This is a genomic window from Rhizobium cerradonense (genome assembly GCF_030182455.1).
Classification (GTDB): domain Bacteria; phylum Pseudomonadota; class Alphaproteobacteria; order Rhizobiales; family Rhizobiaceae; genus Rhizobium.
In genome coordinates, this window is sequence record NZ_JAQJCK010000021.1 from 1 (window position 1) to 19,907 (window position 19,907).

Here is a 19,907-nt window from a genome sequence, read left to right on the forward strand (position 1 = left end):
GCCTCGGCACGGCCGAGGTCGAATCGGCCCTCGTCTCGCACCAGCATGTCTCGGAGGCCGCCGTTGTCGGCTATCCGCATGCGATCAAGGGTCAGGGCATCTATTGCTACGTGACGCTGATGGCGGGTCAGGAGGGTTCGGATGCGTTGCGCCAGGAGCTCGTCAAACATGTTCGTGCCCAAATCGGCCCGATCGCCTCGCCCGACAAGATCCAGTTCGCCCCGGGCCTGCCGAAAACCCGCTCCGGCAAGATCATGCGCCGCATCCTGCGCAAGATCGCCGAAGACGATTTCGGCGCGCTTGGCGATACGTCGACGCTGGCCGATCCCGCTGTTGTCGATGATCTGATCGCCAACCGGCAGAACAGGGCGGATGCGGCTTGATGCTTTATATTGATTGCTATCTTTCGAATTGGATGGTGTAAAACCGAACCGCCAAATCGGAAGTAAGGTTTGAAATGACTGAAATTGACGAAGCCGGATCGATCGGTCAGCGCATTAAATTAGTGCTGATGGATGAGATTTCCTCCGGCGCCATAAGGCCTGGTACGAGTCTGGACGAGGCAACGCTGAGTAGCCGCTTTGGCGCTTCTCGTACGCCGGTAAGGGAGGCTCTACGTCAGCTGGAGGCGATCGGCTTGGTTGAGATCCGCCCCCGACGCGGTGCAACGGTCCTGCCGCTGACTTTGCCGCGGCTCATGGAGATGTTCGAAGTGACTGCAGAGATGGAATGCATGTGCGTCCGTCTGGCAACTCATCGGATAACAGGCATGGAACGCGCGGCGCTTCGTGAAATTCACGAGGCTTCCGAGCTTGCAGCGAAGGCCGACGACTTTGAACAATATGACAAACTCAATTTATCTTTCCACGAAACGTTGTATCGCGGCGCGCATAATGAGTTTCTGTTTGATGAGTTGATACGGCTTCGTGCAAGGCTCCTGCCATTCCGCAGAACCCAGTTGCGTCAACCGAAGCGATTGGAAGCGTCATTCCTTGAACATGAAGCGATCCTGCGTGCAATGATGCGCGGTGATGCGACCGAAGCGGCGTTGATCATGCGCGAGCACATGCTGAATGCCGCCCTGGCATTGGCACGCTATATGGAAATCGGCGAGGAAGCCGAATAGAGACAATAGCTATTAAGATCGTAGGGGCCAGCGGTTCAATTTCCACCGTTCCAGAAGGCATCACTCGAACAGGCCTTCGATCTCCTCGCGCTGTCCCGTTATTGGGCGGGCGATGACCCGTGCTTTGCATCCGATTTCCATCATGCCGGTAATCTGTGGCTTGTGACGAGGCGGACGCCAGCCGGAAACGGTGGAGGCTGCGGACAGGGAAGGGGCGTTCGCGGCGGGTTGCGCTCCGGCCAGCCCGCCACAGAGAAACGACATGGCACGAGCCATCCAGAAAATCACGCTCACGCCGGGCGTGACATCCCCTTCAACAGCAGAACGTGCTCAAGACCAAGGCGGGCGTCAAAGGGGCCTGAGGATCTGGTTTGCCGCCCAGGGAGCAGAACCGGCGAGCGTGACGGGGATGCTTTTCGACCAGTTCGCAACGATGACGCAGGCAGCGATCTCCGGGCTCGGCGTGGCTGTTCTTCCGGACTATCTCGCCGACACTGAAATAATCGAAGGGCGCCTGGCACCGGTCCTGAAGAGATCGATGCCAGGTTCCGGATCCTACTGGCTGGTTTGGCCGCAATCACGCGCCAACTACCCGCCGCTGGAAGCTTTCCGCGCCTGGCTTGCTACAGAAACCCTGTCGGGAACTTCCTGAATCTCCGGAGCGAGACGGGGTAGGATACCGGTTATTTGCCGGCATCCAGGTCTCGAGCCTTACGCTGCCACCGTGCCCCGTGACGCAGAGAATGCTGCCTCGATCGAGGCCTCCAAGATGTCCAAACCCTCCAAAAGGGTATCCCATTCGATCGTCAGGGGTGGCAGCAGACGGATCACGTTCAGGCGGGTTCCGCACGAGAGCAGGATGAGCCCGCGCGCTTCAGCTTCCGCGACGATACGGTTGGTGATCGCGGGTGCTGCTGTTTTCGTCTGGCGATCCTCGACGAGTTCGAAGGCGACCATGGCGCCAAGACCGCGCACATCGCCAATCCGTTCCATCCCCTGTCGAGATGCAAGAGACGTCAAGCGGTCGGTGATGCGACGGCCGATTTCGGTCGCGCGTTCACAAAGTTGCTCGTCGTCAATGACATCGAGGACCGCATTGGCGGCCGCGACACTCAGCGGATTTCCCGCATAGGTACCGCCAAGCCCTCCCGCGTGGGCTGCGTTCATGATCTCACCCTTGCCGGTAACGGCCGACAACGGGAAGCCGCCGGCGAGGCCTTTTGCCATAGTCACGAGATCCGGTTTTACGCCAGAGTGTTCGAAACCGAACATCTTGCCCGTTCTCGCCATACCGGCCTGCACTTCATCGGCGATCAGCACTATGCCATGCCTGTCTGCGATCTCGCGCAAGCGGACAAGGAATTCATTCGGAGCAATATTGAAGCCGCCTTCGCCCTGAACAGGTTCGACAATAAAGGCCGCGATACGCTCGGGATCGATATCGGCTGCGAACAGGCGCTCAAGGCTTGCGATCGTCTCCTCCGTGGAAATGCCGAGGTACGGGTTCGGGAACGGCGCATGGTAGATTTCCGCTGGGAAAGGTCCGAAATTCTTCTTATAGGGCATGACCTTGCCGGTCAGCGCCATACCAAGCATCGTGCGACCATGGAAAGCGCCGGAAAATGCGATAACACCGGGCCGTTTCGTATAGGCGCGGGAGATCTTGATGGCGTTCTCGACCGCTTCGGCGCCCGTGGTTACCAACATCGTGCGATTTTCCGCGCCTGTCGGCGCAATCGCATTCAACCGCTCCGCAAGCTTGATGTATCCTTCATAGGGAGCGACATGAAAGCAGGTATGCGTGAATTGTTCCGCCTGTCGAGCGACGGCTTTCATGACGGTGGGATGGCGATGGCCTGTATTGTTGACAGCGATACCGGCCGCGAAATCGATGAAGCGTTTACTGTCCACGTCCCAGAGTTCCGCATTTAGGGCTCTTTGGGCGAAGATGGCGCGTGTTCCGACGCCGCCAGCGACGGCGGCCTTTTGACGCGAGTGCAGGTCTGCTGAGGCGGTCATTCTTGAAAATCCATATCGTTGATCGGGTGTGCGGGCTCTTCCGCATGCCTTTTGCTGTCTGGGCAGGTGCAACTGCCCAGACAAACATGTGCTGAGCTGCGGTTAGCCGAGATGAACCCAGACCGATTTCGTCTGGCTGTATTGGGTAAGCGCCTCCAGGCATTTATCGCGGCCGTTGCCCGTCTGCTTGTAGCCGCCCCAGATCGAAGTCATGTCGCCGTGGTCGAAGCAGTTGACCCACACCACGCCGGCCTCCACGTCGCGGGCGAAACGATGAGCCTTCCCGATATCGCGTGTCCAGATCGAGGCCGCCAGTCCATAGATCGTGTCATTGGCGATTTCGACCGCGTCATCGATCCCGTCGACGGGGATAATCGTCGCGACAGGTCCGAAGACCTCTTCCCGAGCGATCTGCATGGAGTTGTTGACACCGGTAAAGAGAGTCGGCTCGACGAAGGCACCGGCTGGCGATGACGCTAACGTGCCTCCACCAAATCTGAGGGCAGCACCTTCCTTGCGACCGATGTCGATATAGTTCAAGACACGCTGTTGATGCGACGAAGTTACGAGCGGCCCGATGGTCGTGGAAGGATCGAGCGGATCGCCAAGCACGAAGTTCTGCTTCGTACGCGCCGAAAAGCGTTCTACGAAATCATCGTGGATGCTCTTGTCGACCAGAATACGGGAACCGGCGTTGCAGACTTCGCCCTGGTTTCCATAGATGCCATTGACGGCATAGGTGACCGCTGTGTCGAGATCGTCATAGTCGCCAAGCACGATCTGCGGCGTCTTTCCTCCGCATTCCGTAGAGACCCTCTTCATGTTGGACTGGCCAGCATAGATCATCAAAAGCTTGCCCACTTCGGTCGAACCGGTAAAGCCGATCTTGTCGATGTCATTGTGCAGGCCCAGTGCCTTGCCGACCTCCTCGCCGAGGCCATGGACGACATTGAGCACGCCGGCCGGACCACCTGCTTTAATGAACAGTTCGGCCAGCAGGTTTGCCGAAAGCGGCGATTGCTCCGCCGGCTTCAGGACAACGGAATTTCCTGTCGCGAGGGCGGGACCGAGCTTCCAGGCGGCCATCATCAGCGGGTAGTTCCACGGCACAATGAGGCCGACGACGCCGAGTGGCTGCCGTAGAATGTAGTGGAGGGCATTGGCCGAAGTGTTGGTCACGGCGCCTTCGATCTTGTCGATCGTTTCGGAGAAAAACTTGAGCGACGTGACCGAACCGGGGATGTCGATGTTGATCATGTCCATGACCGGCTTACCCATGTCGAGGCTGTCGAGCAGGGCGAATTCTTCCGCGTTCTCCTGCACAAGAGCGGAGAACCGCTCCAGCACGGCCATCCGGTCGCGCGGGTCCATGCGGGACCAGGAGCCCGATTTGAACGTCTTACGCGCGACGGCGACCGCCAGGTCGACCTCCGCCTGGCCCCCGCGGGCAACCTCAGCCAACACTTCTCCTGTGGCCGGGTTAGTGCTTTTGAAAGTGCGGCCATCGGCCGAGGGAACATAGGTTCCGTTGATGAAGTGCTGCGTTCTGAATTTGAGAGCTTTGGCTTTTGCGTGCCAGAAATCCCGCGTGTAAGTCGATGCATCCATGATGATCCTCCTTGGTTAGCTTGATTTGGATTGGTTCCTGAGCATCGTCACGGAAAGGACGACAAGGACGAATGAAACGGCGACGATCACACTGCCGACGGCATTGATCTCCGGAGTGATGCCACGCCTGAGAGTCGAGTAAATGTAGATGGGAAGTGTCACCTCGCGACCGGTGAGGAAGTAGGTGACGGGAATTTCATCGAAAGACAGCGTGAAGCAGAGCAGCGCCGATCCGAAGATCGAAGTGCGGATATTGGGAAGAACGACCCGGTAGAATGTCTCGAAAGGCGTTGCCCCAAGATCAGCCGAAGCCTCAAGCAGACGCCGATTGAGCTTGGCGAGACGGGCCATTACTTGCGAGACGACGACGCCAAGCAGCGCTGTGGCGTGGCCAATGACCACAGCAGTCAGGCTTTGCGGAATGCCTATCTGCTTGTAGAAATTCAGCATCGCGATGCCTGTCACGATCCCGGGCAGGCTGAGCGGCAGCAGCATCGCATTGCGAAAGAGGCCCTTGCCCGGGAAACTGTAGCGATCGAGCGCCAAAGCCGCGGCAACGCCAACCGCCGCACTCAGGATTGTGGCGAAGGTTGCCACGATCAAGCTGTTGGCAAGTGCTGCCAGCATCTGGCCATTTGCGAGGAATTGGTAGTACCAGCGCAATGTAAACCCCGAAAGCGGGAAGGATGTCACGGCGCTGTCGTTGAACGAGAACAACACGAGGATGATAATCGGAACATATAGAAAAACCAGCACCAGCAGGCTCAAACTCACCATTCCCCGCTGCCACCATTGAAGAGAAGCCATTATCTCGTCCTCCTAATTCATGTCGATGTGACCGGTGCGGTCGAACCGGCTGGAGACGGTGAGAACGGCGAGCACGAGGATCAGTACGAGCGTTGCGAGAGCAGAACCCAGTGGCCAGTTGAGCGCGGCGCCGAACTGGCTCTGCAGGAGATTGGCAACCATGGTGCCGTCGGGCCCGCCGACGAGCACAGGCGCAACGAAATCTCCGAAAGACAAGCAGAACGTCATCGTCGCGCCGGCCGTGAGCCCGCCCAGTGACAACGGAAAGATCACCTTCCAGAAGGTCATGAAGGGACCGACGCCAAGATCCTCCGAAGCTTCGATCAATGCCTTCGGGATATTGTCGAGCACGGTGAAAAGGGGCATCACCATGAACGGAACAAAGATGTAGACCAGGGTGATCACCATTGCGGTCTGGTTATATAGAAACAGCGACAAAGGCTGATCGATAAGCCCCAAGGAAATGAGCAGAGAGTTGAGCGCTCCGTTCGTTCCAAGGATGATCTTCCAGGTGTAAGCGCGCAAAAGATACGACACCCAGAGCGGGACGATGACGGACATGTAGAGAAGGTTCCGCCACTTCTGGGATTTGACCGTGAGGGCCAGGAAGTAAGCGAGGGGATAACCGAGCAGAACCGCCCCGAACGTGACAAGCAGGGCAATCTTCAGGGTGCGCAGGATGACCGTGCTGTATTGGGGATCGTTGAACAATTGGGCGAAGTTGCCCCACTGGAAGTCTGGAATGAAGAGCGGGAATTGTCGCGTCCAGAAACTGACGGCGATCATGACCGCATAAGGAATGATCAGGAAGATCAGTGTCCAGCCGAGCGGAATGGAAAAAAGGGCTGCGAACGCTGCCAGGTTGCGACGGCTGACGATCATGCGCTCGGCTCCGGAGCAAACAGCATCACGTCTGCGGGATCCACGTGCAGGCTAATGACCGCTCCGGGCTCAAGCTGCCGGCTCGTCCCCGCGACACGCGGGATATCCGCGAAGATTCTCGCGGCATCGCCGGCCAAAGCCAGTTCCAGACGCATCCGATCTCCATGGAAGAGCGTCTCGACGATCCGAGCCTCCATGGTGTTGGCGCCATCAAAAACGTCCAGCCTTATTCTTTCCGGCCTGATGCCGGCGGTGATCGTGCCTTTGACTGCCGAATCATGGTGCTTACCGGTCCGCCTCAGGAGCGTTCCATTACTGAGACGAAGCATGTCAGAATCTCCATCCCGACCTTCATATCGCGCCGGCACCAGGTTCGAGGCGCCGATGAAGTCGGCGACATAGGGCGTCGAGGGATTGTCGTAGAGTTCGGTGGGCGCCCCGATCTGGACGATCCTTCCCTGGTTCATCACGACGATGCGATCGGACAGCGCCAACGCCTCTGCCTGGTCGTGGGTCACCATCAGGAAAGTGATGCCAAGTTCACGATGAAGCCGTTTGAGCTCGACCTGCATACCTTCCCGCAGCTTTACGTCGAGCGCCGACAGGGGCTCATCGAGCAGCAGGACACGCGGCCGACGCACGATCGCGCGGGCCATGGCGACACGCTGGCGCTGGCCACCAGAGAGGGCAGCGGGCACCCGGTTTCCCATCGTCTCGAGGCCGACCATCGCAAGGGCCTCCTCGACACGTTTTTTCCGCTCTCCCGATGCGACCGCGGCGCCCTTGACGGACAGGCCGTAGGCTATGTTTTGCGCGACCGTCATATGAGGAAAAAGCGCATAGTCCTGGAAGACGGTGTTGACGGGACGCCGGAAAGGTGGAGAGGCGGTCACGTCCTGTCCAGCAATGGAGACGATGCCCGAATTTGCATATTCGAAGCCGCCGATCAGTCTCAGAGTCGTAGTTTTTCCGCATCCTGATGGTCCGAGAAGGGTGACGAACTCGCCTTCACCTACTTCGAGGTCCGTTTCATGCAGGGCCGTGAAATGGCCATAGGTCTTTGTCACGCCGTTCAGCGTCACGATAGCACGCGAGCTCATGCGTTCTCCGAAATTGCGAGGAACAGGAAATGGAGGATGCATGTCGCATCCTCCGAACCATGGTGTCGTTCAGGGCGCAGCCTTGACCGCGTTCCAGACCTCGAGGTACTTGTCCAGACGCTTCGGCTGCTGCCACATCACCAAGCTCTTGACGAACTCGATATTGTTGACTTGGCGTTCCTTCTTCATCTCTTCATTCATGCAGCTTTCCACGGCCTTCGGATTGACCGGGAAGTAGCCCGTCGATTGGGCAATGCCGCACTGGCCATCCGCGGACTGCATGAAGGATATGAATTTATAGGCGCATTCGGTGTTCGGAGAGCCTTTGACGACCATCATGGAATCCATCCAGCCCTCGGCCTTTTCCTTCGGCGTGAATTCAACGACCTTGAAACCCTTGTTCAAGGCATTGACGTCCTTGCTCGTCAGGCCGGTCCAGGCATTGGAGACATAGACTTCCTCGTTGGCCATCAGTTCAGTCAGTTCGCCAGCTGACGCCCAATATTTGCGAATGAACGGCTTCTGCTCGATCAGCTTTGCCTTGACGGCCTCCAACTGCTCGTCCGAGAGGTCGAAGACGTTGTCATAGCCGAGATAACGTGCCGTCCAGTAAATCGCCGACTTATCGTCCCACAGGGAGATCTTTCCCTTGCTTGCGGGATCAAACAGGATACCGATGGAGTCGGGTGTGGAAGAGAGCTTGTCCGGCCGGTAGATGAGAGAGACGGAGCCCCAGATCAGGGGGACGGCCCAGGTCTTGCCATCGGCCACGACCGCGCTCGATGTCGAGAATTGCGGGTAGATGCCACTGAAGCCCTGGACCTTGCCAGTGTCGATCGGATCCACGAAGCCAGCCTGGTACATCATTGGAACGGTGTCCAGGGAAGGCGTGATGATGTCATAGACACCGCCCCCAGCAGCCAGTTTAGCGGCAAAGTCGTCGTTGGAGCCGACGTAGGAGGCCGTGACCTTGCAGCCGGATGCCGCCTCGAATTTCGGAACGAAACCGTCAGCGGCATAGCCCTCCCAGGTGAGAATGTTGAGTTCGGCTGCATTAGCCGAGGCAATGGGTGGTAGAGCGGAAATCGTCGCCAATGCGGCGATGGCGAATCTTCTAACAAAACTCATGATATAGTTCCCCTGTATCGTGTTTATTGGTTGCGCTTTGTCTTGCGGACGAGCGTGGCGATGTCGATTCCGAGCGCCTTGGCGGCGCTTCGTTTGCTTCCATTCTCTGCGATGGATTTTTCCAGGATCCAGGTCTCGAACTCCTGGACCAGATCTTTCAAACTGGCACGCGCGGGCGCGGCGGAGTCCAGCCGCTCCAGGCGCTCGGGCTCCACGACGGCAGAGGCCGACGCCGGCGCGATGAAGTGCTCGGCAAGCGCGATCTCCTCGGCCGAGGCAGCGGCATGCTCCAGAATATTAGACAGTTCCCGCAGGTTCCCCGGATAGGCATGCGCCAAAAGGAGATCGGTAAATTCCGGCGACAGCCGAATCTGGGGCTTCCGTCCGAGATTGATCCGATGAAGCATCTGGTCTGCGACAACCCTCACAAGGTCGGGCTGCTCCCGCAGTGGCGGGAGGGGGATCGTTACGACTGCGATGCGATAAAAGAGGTCTTGCCGGAAAGACCCGTTGACGATGCATTTCTGCAGGTCGAGGTTTGTGGACGAGATGAAGCGCAGGCGCGCGCGACGCCGCTGCATCGATCCCAACCTGCTAAAAGTCTGGGTCTCCAGAAAGGATACGAGTTTCATTTGAGCGGTGACGGACAGATCGGTGATCTGATCCAAAAACAGGATCCCACCGTCCGCCGCTTCGATGAAGCCGAGCTTCCCGCGCGTGGATTTATCGAGCGGCGACCCTGGTTCGATGCCGAACATCTCTGCATCGAACTGCTCGTCCGACAGCAAGCCGCAGTTAACATGGACGAATGGCCCAGCTCCCGCTTCGCCCGAACCGCCCACACGCGTGGCGAACTCGGTCTTGCCCGTTCCTGTTTCCCCCGTCAGCAGGATTGCGCTGCCGCGTTCCAAAGCAACCTCGGCCTTGCGAGCCAGACTCTGGAGCCGTGGCGTCATATGGTAGGACGGTCTTGCGAGTTCTCCTGTTTCCGCCTCGAAACGAAACCGCTCGAGGCCTTCGCTTGTCCGGTATTGCCGGCTCGATTCACGCATGGTGATCAGCGCGCCGTAAGCGCCACCCTCCGGGTTGCGCAGGATGCTCAGCGACGCGAATACGTTCCGCTGGGAGTTGAGTACGCCCGAGATTTCGGTCCGTTTGAGTTGATGAAGAGCTACCGCCAGCTTCTGGACAATGGGGCCGGCCGTCTTGGCATGCTTCGCCAGCTCGGTTCCGACGAGGTCCGCGCGCGCGAGGTTGAGGATTAGTTCTAACTTGCTGTTGACGAGCTTGATCGTGCCGTCGATTTCCAAAAAGGCGACTCCATCGGGGAGGGCCTCGAGCAGGCTACGGAATTGCGGATCGTCGATGAAGCCGGGACGGAGCCCCCGCGGTGCGGACGCGGTGATGTCGTTGGCATAGAACTTCATCACAGCGCCTCCTGAACAACGAGGCGCGACTTTCTTCTCGGCTTTTTCCGTGCCGTCAGCACATATCGGCACGTCTCTCCCTCAATGGGCGCGGCTCTGAACCGCCAACTGTCCTTGCTGTCGCTGGCCGAGATGATGATGAGATCGCATTCACTTTCCCCGGGCTCTTCCTCGATCGCTGTTTGCAGCAGTTTTTCCAGGGCATTCTTCGTCTCCACGAAATGCTGGAGCGGCCGGCCGAGCATCTGATCGACCGGGCGGCCCCACGCGATCTCGGCGGCGGGATTTGCCGCCTGCAGCAAACCGTCGTCCGATATGACGAGGATGGGGTCGGGTGTGGCGCTCAGGATGTCGAGCATGGTCTCAGCACGATCGTAAAGCTGCTGCTCGCGCTTTCTGTGCATCCCGATATCGCGCGTCGTGCCCCAGAGCCGGATCAGAAAGCCATCCTTGACGGCCGCACGGAAGTCATTCTCGACCAGCATCTCGCTGTTGTCGTGCCGCCTGTCCACGGCTTGCGCTCGGTCGAGGCGGTAGTTGGACCGGACGAGGTCCCGCACCATCTGTCGATTGATCTCAGTCGCCGGGAAGTAACGGGAAACAGGCTGCGTGTTGAAATCCTGATCCTCCGGTACCCGATAGAGGCGAGACATCGCTTCGTTACAGGCTCGCCAGCGACTCCGGTTGCGGAAGATCTGCTCGACTATTTCCTCTTCGGCCAGGGATGTGTCGACCGGCTCGAGAAACTCGATGCACCAGCACGCATCTGTTGCAGCTCCGATCATCTGGGACAGGATTTCCACCCGCTCGACCAGCTCTGCACCGATGCCGAGGGTCGGCGGTGTCAGCGGCTGCTTGAGGATCGCAAGACCGTTCTGGCCATCCGCGAAGACGCTCGCCACCATCGCTATCTCGCCATATGGACCGGAGTTCATCCACACTGGAAAGCTTTGATCGGCGGTCCGCTCTCCGCGGACGACAGCGCGAATAAGCGAAGCGGATACGGCGCTATAGACACTCTCGAGCGGCATACCGATCACCGTTCGCGGGTCGAGGGCCAACTCCTTGACCTCCCGATCGCTGATGCGGCGGATACGGCCATCAATATCGATCCAATCGATCAGAAGACTATCCATATTGAAAGCAATGTTCATTCGTTGGTTCACGTCTTCGGTCTCATTCATGCGGTCACTCCAAATTTGCTGGTGGACTGACAGCGAAAACGCAGCAATCCAGCCAGAGACGGTGGCAATTGCAATGAGCTAATGGATCGGCCGCAAAAATTCTAACTTTTCAGGGAAATAATGCGCACAATCGCAGCGAAGTGCTGCTATTTTGCAGCGATTCGACGTTTAAGCCGGGAGGCAAGGTTATCGCCGATGTCTGCGAGCACGAAGAACTTGCGCCGCGCATATCCGCGTGTGCCAAACAGTAAATGCGCCGCCGGATGAACCATCACCTCGAGCGTGGCCGTCCTTCTTTGCTGCATCGCCAACTGTCTTGTTCGGGTGGAGTCCGCAAATCGGACAAAAGAGCTGAATGGGCACGATGCACAAAGAAGCGAATGCTGGTCTGCATCTAGATTCAGACCACATGGGCGACGACCTGTTGTGCGAAAGCATTGCCCCTGTCGCTGATGGTCGAGTTCGGGATACCGGCAGATCGACATGCTGAGCGCTCAAAACTGACGTACGGCGCCACGCTCGGGAAGCGCCGTATCCTCTTGGCAACAGTGTTTTTATTCCGCGGCAGCGTTGAAGCCTTGTGATGCCGCAAGACCGCGATCGAGATCTGCAAGGATGTGATCAATGTGCTCGATGCCGACCGAGAGGCGGACATAACCAGGGGTGACACCCGTCTTCAACTGGTCTTCTGCCGTCAGCTGCGAATGGGTTGTCGAGGCCGGGTGGATCGCGAGGCTTCGGGCGTCCCCGATATTGGCGACGTGGTAGTGCAGTTCGAGTGCGTCGATAAAGCGCCGACCTGCCTCACGGCCGGCCGCCAGCTCGAAGCCGACCAGGCCGCCATAGCCGCCGCGCAGATACGTGTCTGCCCGATCACGAGCAGTGCCGCTCTGCAGGCCCGGATAGATGACACGGCTGATTTCCGAGCGTTCCGAGAGGTATTCTGCAACTTTCTGGGCATTGCTGCTATGGCGCTCGATCCTGAGCGGCAGGGTCTCGATCCCCTGCAGTGTCAGAAAGGCGTTGAAGGGCGACAGCGCCGACCCCAGGTCACGTAGCAGCGTCGTGCGCGCCTTGACGATGTAGGCGACCGGTCCGAGCGGCTTGGTGGCCTCGACCCAGACGGCGCCATGATAGCTCGGGTCTGGTGTGTTCAGCGCGGGCTGCCGGCTGCTTCCCAGTCGAAATTGCCACCGTCGATGATGGCGCCACCGATCGAGCTGCCGTGCCCACCGATGTACTTCGTCGTCGAATACACCACTACGGCCGCGCCATGGTCGAAGGGACGGGCGAGCAGGGGAGCCGCCGTGTTGTCGACAATCAGCGGGATGCCCAGCTTGCGGCCGATGGCGGCGACTTCGGCTATCGGGAAGACCTGCAGCTTCGGATTGGGCAGCGTCTCGGCATAGTAGGCGCGCGTCCGGCCGTCGGTGGCGCGAGCAAAGGCTTCCGGATCCTGCGGGTCGACGAAGCGGACTTCGATGCCCTGGTCCTGTTGGCGAAGAGGTTCCAGGTGCCGCCATAGAAGAGCCCAGCACCAAGTCGATGTCATCAAGGCCGGAAATATCTAGTGGGGGCGCGAATTGGGAAGATCACCAGTATCAACGACTTGCGCGCCCGGATTTGTTGACCAAAACCGGGGCGCCAAACCTTGTCGGGAAGGATTGAAAACTGACCGAGGCCACGGAGAGGGGACTGGCAGCTATCGCGAAGACTTCGGAAAAAGCTGAGCTGGGCCGCGACCTGACCGGCGGTAGGTACACGTATCGCTGGATGACGGAAAAGCAACAGTGCCAGTTCTGGCCGGGAAGGCGGATATAAATGCTTGAGTACAGGCCTCTATCAAATATTCTATGACGCAGTCTCTCAAGGTCGCGAAATGCATCAGCTTCACGTATGCGTGCCAATGATGACTCCGTTCGAGATCGCGTGATTCGCCGCAAAAATGAGTATGGTATGAAGGGGAAAACCGTGCAAAGCGGAATAGATCCCGACGAGCTTTCGGAACTGCTGTCGACGCCAAACTCGTCAATAAAGGTTGCCGCGCTCGACAACAATCCTGTCGCATTCCGCTGTCACTTTCTCTCTGCGGGACCGGTAGCCATATCCGATTGCGCCTACGATGGGACGCTTCTCGTTAAGCGGGAGGCGCCCAGCGATAGAATGATCATTTTTCTGGCGAAGCAAGGGCATGCGATCTTTGATTATTCCCGCAACCCGATACATTCAGCTCCTGGGCACGGCATCATTCTGGAAGGGGAGCCTAGCAAAGGTGGCCGCATCTTCGGCCCGCGTCATCATCGAAATTTATTCATCGATAAGGCAAAGATCGCCGGTCACCTGAGCCGGATGCTTGATCGGACCGTTAGCGGCAGAATCGACATCCATCCCCATATCGACTTGACGTCGGATGCTGGACTTGAGTTGGTGAATCTGGGCGATCAGCTTTATCGCGGCCTTTACGACGGCGGATGGCTGCGGCGGTCGCCATTGGCACTAGCCTCTCTTTGTGACGCTGTGACCTATCTCATTCTCGAGAACTGTCAGCATCGCTATTCAAGCGAGCTGGCGCGAACTGCCCCGGCACCGGCTCCGCGCCAAGTAAAATGGGCCATAGAGTTCATGGAGGAGCATATTGCTGAGCCGATATCGCTCAACGACATTGCGACCGCCGCCAAGGTCAGCGTCCGAACGCTGCAGGAAGGTTTCAAGCAGTTCAAGAATACCAGCCCTATGGCTCACCTGCATGAGATGCGGATGGCCGCAGCTCATCATGATCTGCTCGACGACCATTCCGAACGAACCGTCGCCGATATTGCTGCCAAATGGGGATTTAGGCATCTCGGTCGATTTGCGGCCGAATACAAAAGGCGCTTCGGCTGTCTACCTTCGCAAACATTGAAGAGTTGATCCAGAAGATTGGGTCTTCCTATTGTTCCATCCAACCGAGTTCGAGCGCGCTTCTTCAGCAGGTTTCGTTGCGCCTTCGACGACGCGGATATCTGGTCAAGCGCGGCGAGTTGGCGGGCCGCTTCGATGCCGACCTCGAAGGCGGTCGAATGGATCATGTTCGGCAACTTGTGAAGCGATCTTGTCAGACATTGTTGATTGTCCGAAACCAGCAACTATAGCCGGATACCACCAACCTAGAGGCTTTTCATGTAAGCCATTGCAGCAATCGTGACAAAGTGTGCTCAGCTTGGTCGCGGAACCCCTTAGGGACGATGCTAAAGGTGCAGCGCAATGGCCAAGATGATCCACTCGATGGTCCGGGTGTTAGACGAAAAGCGATCGGTCGAATTCTACCGGCAGGCTTTTAGCCTTGCGGTCGTCGATCGGCTTGATTTTGAAACATTCACGCTCATCTATCTCAGCAACCTCGATACCCCGTTCGAATTGGAGCTAACGGTCAACAAAGGCCGCACAGAGCCATATTCGCTCGGCGACGGTTATGGGCACCTTGCGGTTTCCGTCGCGGATGTGGATGCCGAGCATCTGCGGCTAACCTCGCTCGGACTCCATCCCGGCAGGCTCGTTGACTTCGATCAAGACGGAAGGAAGATGGCACGCTTCTTTTTCATCAGCGATCCGGACGGCTACAAGATTGAAGTTCTGCAGCGGGCCGGGCGTTATCTCTAAGATGCGGCGGGACGACCGGCCAAGCCTTCGAACTCACCGCCGTTTGTCCCTACATGCTTGTAGACAGTCGTTCGGGACACGCCTAGCTCGCGGGCCGTCCGCGAAACGTTCTCACCGGTCCTCTGGTATACGGCGCGGATTTCCTGGCACTTGGTTCGGCTGAGCGGCCGGCCGCGACATTCCTCACAGCAATCCCAAAGGGAGTTTACGACCGGCTCGGCCTCGTCGAAACAACCTTCATCGATATAGTCAGCGCGCCGCCGCAGCAGTGCCCGCCGCAGCACTGTCTTCAGTTCGCGGATATTGCCCGGCCACTGCCGTCGCGACAATGCCACGATCGCTGCATCGGTCACTGGCGTGCCGGGCGCCATGCTGCCCATCAGGAAGCGAACAACGCGGCCGAAATCGGTGCGCGAACGCAGCGGCGGCAGGCGGATATGGAAGCTGTTGAGGCGATAATATAGATCAGCGCGAAACTGCCGCTGCGCCACCATGTTCTCCAGGTCGCGGTTGGTGGCGGAGACGATCTGCACGTCCACCTTCTGCGTCTTCTGCCCGCCAACGGCACGGATTTCCATGCTGTCGAGAAACCTTAGCAGCGAGGTCTGTGCGGCAATCGGAATGTCGGCGACCTCGTCCAGGAACAGCGTGCCGCGGTCGGCAGTTCGCGCCAACCCAGGCGAGCCCTCGGTGCGCGCGTTGGTAAAGGCGCCGCCCTCATGCCCGAATATTTCCGCGATGAATAGATCTTCCGGCACCGCGCCGCAGTTGACCGCAACGAATTCGCCCTTGCGGCCACTCAACCGATGGACATGCCGGGCCATCAGCTCCTTGCCCGTGCCGGTTTCGCCGGCAATATGCACAGGCATGCAGAGCGCCGCGGCTTCGGCAAGTTCAATGAGCGAGCGCTTGATCTGGGGATCGTCGACAACGAAATCGGGTGCATCCTCCTGCCTTAGCAAGACAGGCACCGTCGGAGGGGAGCGTTTTTCGATCGCCGTCCGGCGTTCGCCGATCTGGCGGCAAACCATGAAGACGACACTGCCTGTCCGATCGCGGAGACGGATGACGCCTCCGTTCAGCAGGCCGTCTATCGCTGTGCCGAACCCTGCTTCGAACAAACCATCGAACCGATTTCCAGGGGTAGCAGGCAGCCCCGCAAGCAGAGATTTGCCCGGCCGATTGATCGATAGCACTTCGCCATCGAGTGAAACAGAAAGCAGCCCCGCCGACAGCGTGTCGAGATATTCCGCGCGTGGATGGAAGGCCAGGACGAAGCTCTTGGCACTATCCTGGTAGATCAGGCCGTTTTCGATCTGGGCGGCGGCCATCCGCACCAACGCGTGCGTGTGTTCCTGTCGCGCCTCGTGCGCGCAGGAAGCGTCGAGCAGCCCGAGGATTTCTCCAGCGGAATTGAAGATCGGCGCGGCCATGCAGCTTAGGTGCCCGTGGCAGGCAAAATAATGTTCGCGGCCGTAGATTGCCACCGGCTTGCCAGTCATGCCGGCCAGTCCGAGCGCATTGGTACCGCGCTCGCTCTCGTTCCACATGCTGCCGGGGATGATCGACCGTCCGGCCGAGCTACCGGCAAATTGCTGATCACTGATCGTATCGAGCACGATGCCATCGGCATCGCCGAGCGCGATCATGAAATTCGAGCCGGCGATCTGCGAATAGAGAAGCTGCATTTCGGCGAGTGCCAACAGCCGCATCGCCGCATTAGCCTCGCGCCGTCGCTTCACGTCGGCAAGGGCGACGACGCTTTGCCGCGGTCGACCACGAGGATCGAGATCGGCGTCGCGGCAGCGCTGCCAGCTATCGGCAACGATCGGCTGCAAAGTGCCGGCTGGAACTCTGTCGCCCCTCTCCAGCGCACTGCGCGCGCGGTCCATTCCGGAAAGGTGCTGCATGTCTCCTCCTCATGCATCATTTGGTACAAGGTATCAGTACCGAACCGGACCGCGCAATAGACAGAAACTGTACAGTTACACTGTCCATATCGTTCAGCCGGTGAACACCAGCGCCGGTCAATTGACCGCTTATGTCTATGACAACGCTATGAATTCTTATCTGGCACAGCACTTGCTGATCGTTCTTCTGCAGCGGGCATTGGTCCCGACGGTGGAGGAAACAACGATATGAAGGCGCAAGTTCTAACCAGGTATGACGACAACCTGACGGCCGATCAATGGGTTTCACTACAGGAGGTTGCCGATCCGGTCATCAGCAAGTCGACCGACGTTATTGTCCGTATTGGGGGAGCGGGTGTCTGCCGCACTGACCTCCACATCATCGAGGGTGTCTGGCGGCCGCATATGGATCCCGCTGGCGACAATCTCCTTCCGCTGATCATGGGTCATGAGAACGCCGGCTGGGTGGAGGCGATTGGTAAGGAGGTCGAGGGCATCAAAGTCGGCGATCCGGTCATCGTTCATCCCAAGATTTCCGGTGGCACTTGCCTCGCATGCCGCCGAGGTTTCGATATGCATGGGCCCGGAAAATTCCCAGGACTTGATTGCAATGGCGGTTATTCCGAATACCTCTGCACGTCGGAGCGCAACATCGTACCTCTTCCCAAGACACTGTCGCCAAAGGAGGTCGCGCCCTATGCGGATGCCGGTCTCACCGCCTATCGCGCCGTAAAAAAGGCGACACGACATCTGTTGCCAGGCGAAAGCTGCGTCGTGATCGGCGCTGGCGGTCTTGGTCACATTGGCATCCAATGCCTCAAGGCCATGTGCGCTGCAGACGTAATCGTGGTTGACAAATCGGAGGCTTCGCTGGCGCTGGCCGACAAGATTGGAGCGGACAAGATCGTCAAGGCAGACGGCAACGAGGTGGAAGCCGTGCTGCAACTGACCAATGGCCAAGGCGCCGAAGCCGTAATCGATTTCGTCGGTGAACGAGGAACAACGACCAAGGGTCTCGCAATGACCCGGCCGATGGGTAGCTACTATGTCGTCGGCTACGGCGAGGAGATCCGCGTGCCGACCGTCGACATGGTGATCACCGAGAAAAACATTATCGGCAATCTGGTTGGTACGTGGGCAGAACTTGTCGAGTTGATGGCGCTCGCTGACCGAGGTCTGGTCGACCTGACGACGATCGAATATCGCCTTGCCAATGCCAATCAGGCCCTTAAGGACCTGCATAATGGCAAAATCCATGGCCGGGCTGTGCTCATTCCCTAGCCCCTGACCCCGACTGACCGCCACAATGGTGGCAGATGCTGGTGTGCCCCCGCGCTTTTGCGGGGGAGCCTTTTCGTAAACAATGCAAAGGGAGGAGGGCGCCATGATGTGCAGGGTATTAAAAGCGCAGAGCCCGCAGCGATTCTTGAAAGTCAGCCGGTCGGTCCGGATCTCCGGGCACTCAACAAGCGTACGGCTTGAGGCCGCATTCTGGCAGGTTCTCGAGGACATCGCGAAAATGGAGGGGCTTTCAATGTCCAAACTTATTTCCGTGCTCTACAACGAAGCGCTGGAGTTGCATGGGGACATGTCCAATCTCGCCTCGATGCTGCGCACAGTCTGTCTGATCTATCAGGAAGAACGCCGTACGGAGATCGCCGTGCCTCACATCACGTGATGAAAGCTATCAGCCGCAAGCGGCACGCTGCGACTGACATATATATTTCTTGGCCGAGTGGGAAAGTATTCGTGCTCAGTTGACTTTCTTTTCAGTGTCGGCGCGGCCTTCGGCGATCCAGCGTGCACCCAGCACCAGCGCACCCATGCTGAATTCTTTGCCATGTGCGGCAACCATTTCCTCCGAGAGCTTCGCAATTCTCTCGAAAAAAGCGTCCTTGCTTTTTTCTTCAATGGTGAGCTTTCTTTGCATGATATCCTCCATTTTCTGTTTGAGTGGCAGCTATTTGAAGAACTGGTTAGGGAAGGTGATGATCGCGGCATTGCCGAGCGCGTCGCCCATGCCAAGCTGTTTGCCATCAGCAGTCCATTGAAGTGCAGTGACCGGTCCGCCCGTGTCCCGGATCACCAGTTCGTCGGGAGAGCCGATCTTGGCGATAACGATCTTGCCGTTCGCATAACCTGCTGCCACAAGCTTCTTGAATGGGTGAGAAGCAACGGCATCCACCATCACGAAGCCCGGATGCCCCGTAGCCAGTGCTCCTGTCGAGCTGTTCGAAAGAGGCGGTGTGTCCATTGACCATCCGGCAACGCGATAGGCTCCTGATGCGAAAACTGCGTTTGCGGATTGGCTCCAGTCCAGTGTGCGGATCGGACCGGGGAAATCGCTGAGGATGGCATCGCCGCCTGAGGCTATGTCGACTAGGCAAAATCCGCCGGTCTCCAGGCCGCATGCCAACCACCTGTTGTCTGCGCTCCATATCAGCGAAATTGGCCGGGCTGAGAGCGCAATTTCCCGAAATGACCGCAGGTCGCCCTCCGCGTGGCGAATATTGAGGCTGGTGGCAGCCACAAGCGCGATCATGCATCCATCGTTCGAAATGGATACCATTTCGCTGATAGGATCGCTGAGAGCGGCTTCTCTGATTGAATCTGTCCTCTTCCATTGTAGGCGCAGCCGATTGGGGAGGACCGCGGCCATCAGCCCCGTCGACCGGCAATAATCAAAAGCAATGATTGGGCTTTTATCCGCGAGGACTTTTGCCGAAATCTCGCCGGATCGATTGATGCGCAACAGGTCGCCCTTTGCCGTCAAGACCAGCGTTTCACCGCCATCAAAGGCTGTGAGCCTGCCGCCATCGCGAATTCGGGTATTGAGCAGGGGCGAGGGCCGTCCCTCACGGGGGTGGATTGTGGTTCGACCGTTGTCGATGGTAATGCGGGACTCTGGAGGTTCATTGTCGGCGAGGCGGGCGAGAGCGACGGTTCCATCAAAGCATGACATCGCCAGCAGCGTATCGTCATTATTGAAACAGATATGTTTGATGGCCGATGGCCGCCTCCAGTTGCGTGCCAGAAGATCGAACAGGGTTACGTTAGGCGTGGTCTGCTGGTTCATA

General features: G+C 58.3%; 18 protein-coding genes and 2 pseudogenes. 7 read left to right on the plus strand and 13 right to left on the minus strand.

The genetic code is table 11. From position 1 onward, the window contains the following. Positions 1-383, plus strand: a 383-nt coding sequence (locus PH547_RS28870) for an AMP-binding enzyme (protein ID WP_483315539.1), incomplete at its 5' end; no start/stop codon positions are given. Between the two features lie 74 nt (positions 384-457). After that, positions 458-1,126 carry a GntR family transcriptional regulator gene (locus tag PH547_RS28875; RefSeq protein WP_285170104.1) on the plus strand — a complete coding sequence of 223 codons (669 nt, stop codon included), beginning with the start codon at positions 458-460 and terminating at the stop codon, positions 1,124-1,126. A 60-nt stretch (positions 1,127-1,186) separates the two neighbouring features. On the opposite strand, the gene PH547_RS28880 is transcribed toward PH547_RS28875, so the two are convergent. Next, the gene (locus PH547_RS28880; protein ID WP_285170105.1) at positions 1,187-1,390 is read right to left on the minus strand and encodes a hypothetical protein; all 204 of its coding nucleotides are present in this window, start codon (positions 1,388-1,390) and stop codon (positions 1,187-1,189) included. A gap of 100 nt (positions 1,391-1,490) precedes the next feature. Between PH547_RS28880 and PH547_RS28885 the strand changes: the two are divergent. Further along, positions 1,491-1,778, plus strand: a pseudogene (locus PH547_RS28885) (LysR substrate-binding domain-containing protein); the annotation flags it as partial. A gap of 59 nt (positions 1,779-1,837) precedes the next feature. Here the strand turns inward: PH547_RS28885 and gabT are convergent. The 9 genes and pseudogenes from gabT to PH547_RS28930 all read right to left on the minus strand — a co-directional run. Beyond that, positions 1,838-3,145: a 4-aminobutyrate--2-oxoglutarate transaminase gene (gabT, locus tag PH547_RS28890; protein ID WP_285170107.1), complete on the minus strand. Its 1,308-nt coding sequence runs from the start codon at positions 3,143-3,145 to the stop codon at positions 1,838-1,840. 102 nt (positions 3,146-3,247) lie between these two features. Next, entirely contained in the window at positions 3,248-4,753 is a 1,506-nt protein-coding gene (locus PH547_RS28895) for an aldehyde dehydrogenase (RefSeq protein ID WP_285170108.1), read from the minus strand. Positions 4,754-4,768: 15 nt separating this feature from the next. After that, entirely contained in the window at positions 4,769-5,560 is a 792-nt protein-coding gene (locus tag PH547_RS28900; protein WP_285170109.1) for an ABC transporter permease, read from the minus strand. Between the two features lie 12 nt (positions 5,561-5,572). After that, positions 5,573-6,442, minus strand: coding sequence for an ABC transporter permease (locus PH547_RS28905; RefSeq protein ID WP_285170110.1), 870 nt, complete (start codon positions 6,440-6,442; stop codon positions 5,573-5,575). Next, positions 6,439-7,542 (minus strand): ABC transporter ATP-binding protein, encoded by a 1,104-nt coding sequence (locus PH547_RS28910; protein WP_285170111.1) that lies wholly within the window; start codon positions 7,540-7,542, stop codon positions 6,439-6,441. Before PH547_RS28910 ends, PH547_RS28905 begins: the two co-directional genes overlap by 4 nt. Before the next feature lie 69 nt (positions 7,543-7,611). Further along, the gene (locus PH547_RS28915; protein ID WP_285170112.1) at positions 7,612-8,670 is read right to left on the minus strand and encodes an ABC transporter substrate-binding protein; all 1,059 of its coding nucleotides are present in this window, start codon (positions 8,668-8,670) and stop codon (positions 7,612-7,614) included. Positions 8,671-8,693: 23 nt separating this feature from the next. Then, the gene (locus PH547_RS28920; protein ID WP_285170113.1) at positions 8,694-10,097 is read right to left on the minus strand and encodes a sigma 54-interacting transcriptional regulator; all 1,404 of its coding nucleotides are present in this window, start codon (positions 10,095-10,097) and stop codon (positions 8,694-8,696) included. Next, complete coding sequence (locus tag PH547_RS28925) at positions 10,097-11,281, minus strand: PAS domain-containing protein (protein ID WP_285170114.1); 1,185 nt, start codon at positions 11,279-11,281, stop codon at positions 10,097-10,099. The genes PH547_RS28920 and PH547_RS28925 overlap by 1 nt, the downstream gene beginning before the upstream one ends. Positions 11,282-11,835: 554 nt before the next feature. Continuing rightward, positions 11,836-12,805, minus strand: a pseudogene (locus PH547_RS28930) (O-acetylhomoserine aminocarboxypropyltransferase/cysteine synthase family protein); the annotation flags it as partial. Positions 12,806-13,237: 432 nt separating this feature from the next. Here PH547_RS28930 and PH547_RS28935 point away from each other — a divergent pair. Together PH547_RS28935 and PH547_RS28940 are read left to right on the plus strand one after the other, a co-directional pair. Beyond that, a complete protein-coding gene (locus PH547_RS28935) occupies positions 13,238-14,191 on the plus strand; it encodes a helix-turn-helix transcriptional regulator (protein ID WP_285170115.1) in 954 nt (317 codons plus the stop codon). A 333-nt stretch (positions 14,192-14,524) separates the two neighbouring features. Continuing rightward, the gene (locus tag PH547_RS28940) at positions 14,525-14,920 is read left to right on the plus strand and encodes a VOC family protein (protein ID WP_285170116.1); all 396 of its coding nucleotides are present in this window, start codon (positions 14,525-14,527) and stop codon (positions 14,918-14,920) included. Here the strand turns inward: PH547_RS28940 and PH547_RS28945 are convergent. Further along, entirely contained in the window at positions 14,917-16,830 is a 1,914-nt protein-coding gene (locus tag PH547_RS28945) for a sigma-54-dependent Fis family transcriptional regulator (RefSeq protein WP_285170117.1), read from the minus strand. The genes PH547_RS28940 and PH547_RS28945 overlap by 4 nt on opposite strands. A gap of 228 nt (positions 16,831-17,058) precedes the next feature. On the opposite strand from PH547_RS28945, the gene PH547_RS28950 reads away from it, so the two are divergent. After that, a complete protein-coding gene (locus PH547_RS28950; RefSeq protein WP_285170118.1) occupies positions 17,059-18,111 on the plus strand; it encodes an NAD(P)-dependent alcohol dehydrogenase in 1,053 nt (350 codons plus the stop codon). A gap of 106 nt (positions 18,112-18,217) precedes the next feature. Continuing rightward, the gene (locus PH547_RS28955) at positions 18,218-18,508 is read left to right on the plus strand and encodes a ribbon-helix-helix domain-containing protein (protein ID WP_285170156.1); all 291 of its coding nucleotides are present in this window, start codon (positions 18,218-18,220) and stop codon (positions 18,506-18,508) included. Positions 18,509-18,583: 75 nt separating this feature from the next. On the opposite strand, the gene PH547_RS28960 is transcribed toward PH547_RS28955, so the two are convergent. Both PH547_RS28960 and PH547_RS28965 read right to left on the minus strand, forming a co-directional pair. Further along, positions 18,584-18,760, minus strand: coding sequence for a hypothetical protein (locus tag PH547_RS28960; RefSeq protein ID WP_260304561.1), 177 nt, complete (start codon positions 18,758-18,760; stop codon positions 18,584-18,586). 30 nt (positions 18,761-18,790) lie between these two features. Continuing rightward, on the minus strand, positions 18,791-19,906 hold the full coding sequence (locus PH547_RS28965) for a WD40 repeat domain-containing protein (RefSeq protein ID WP_285170119.1): 1,116 nt from the start codon (positions 19,904-19,906) through the stop codon (positions 18,791-18,793). Between the last annotated feature and the right edge of the window lies 1 nt (position 19,907).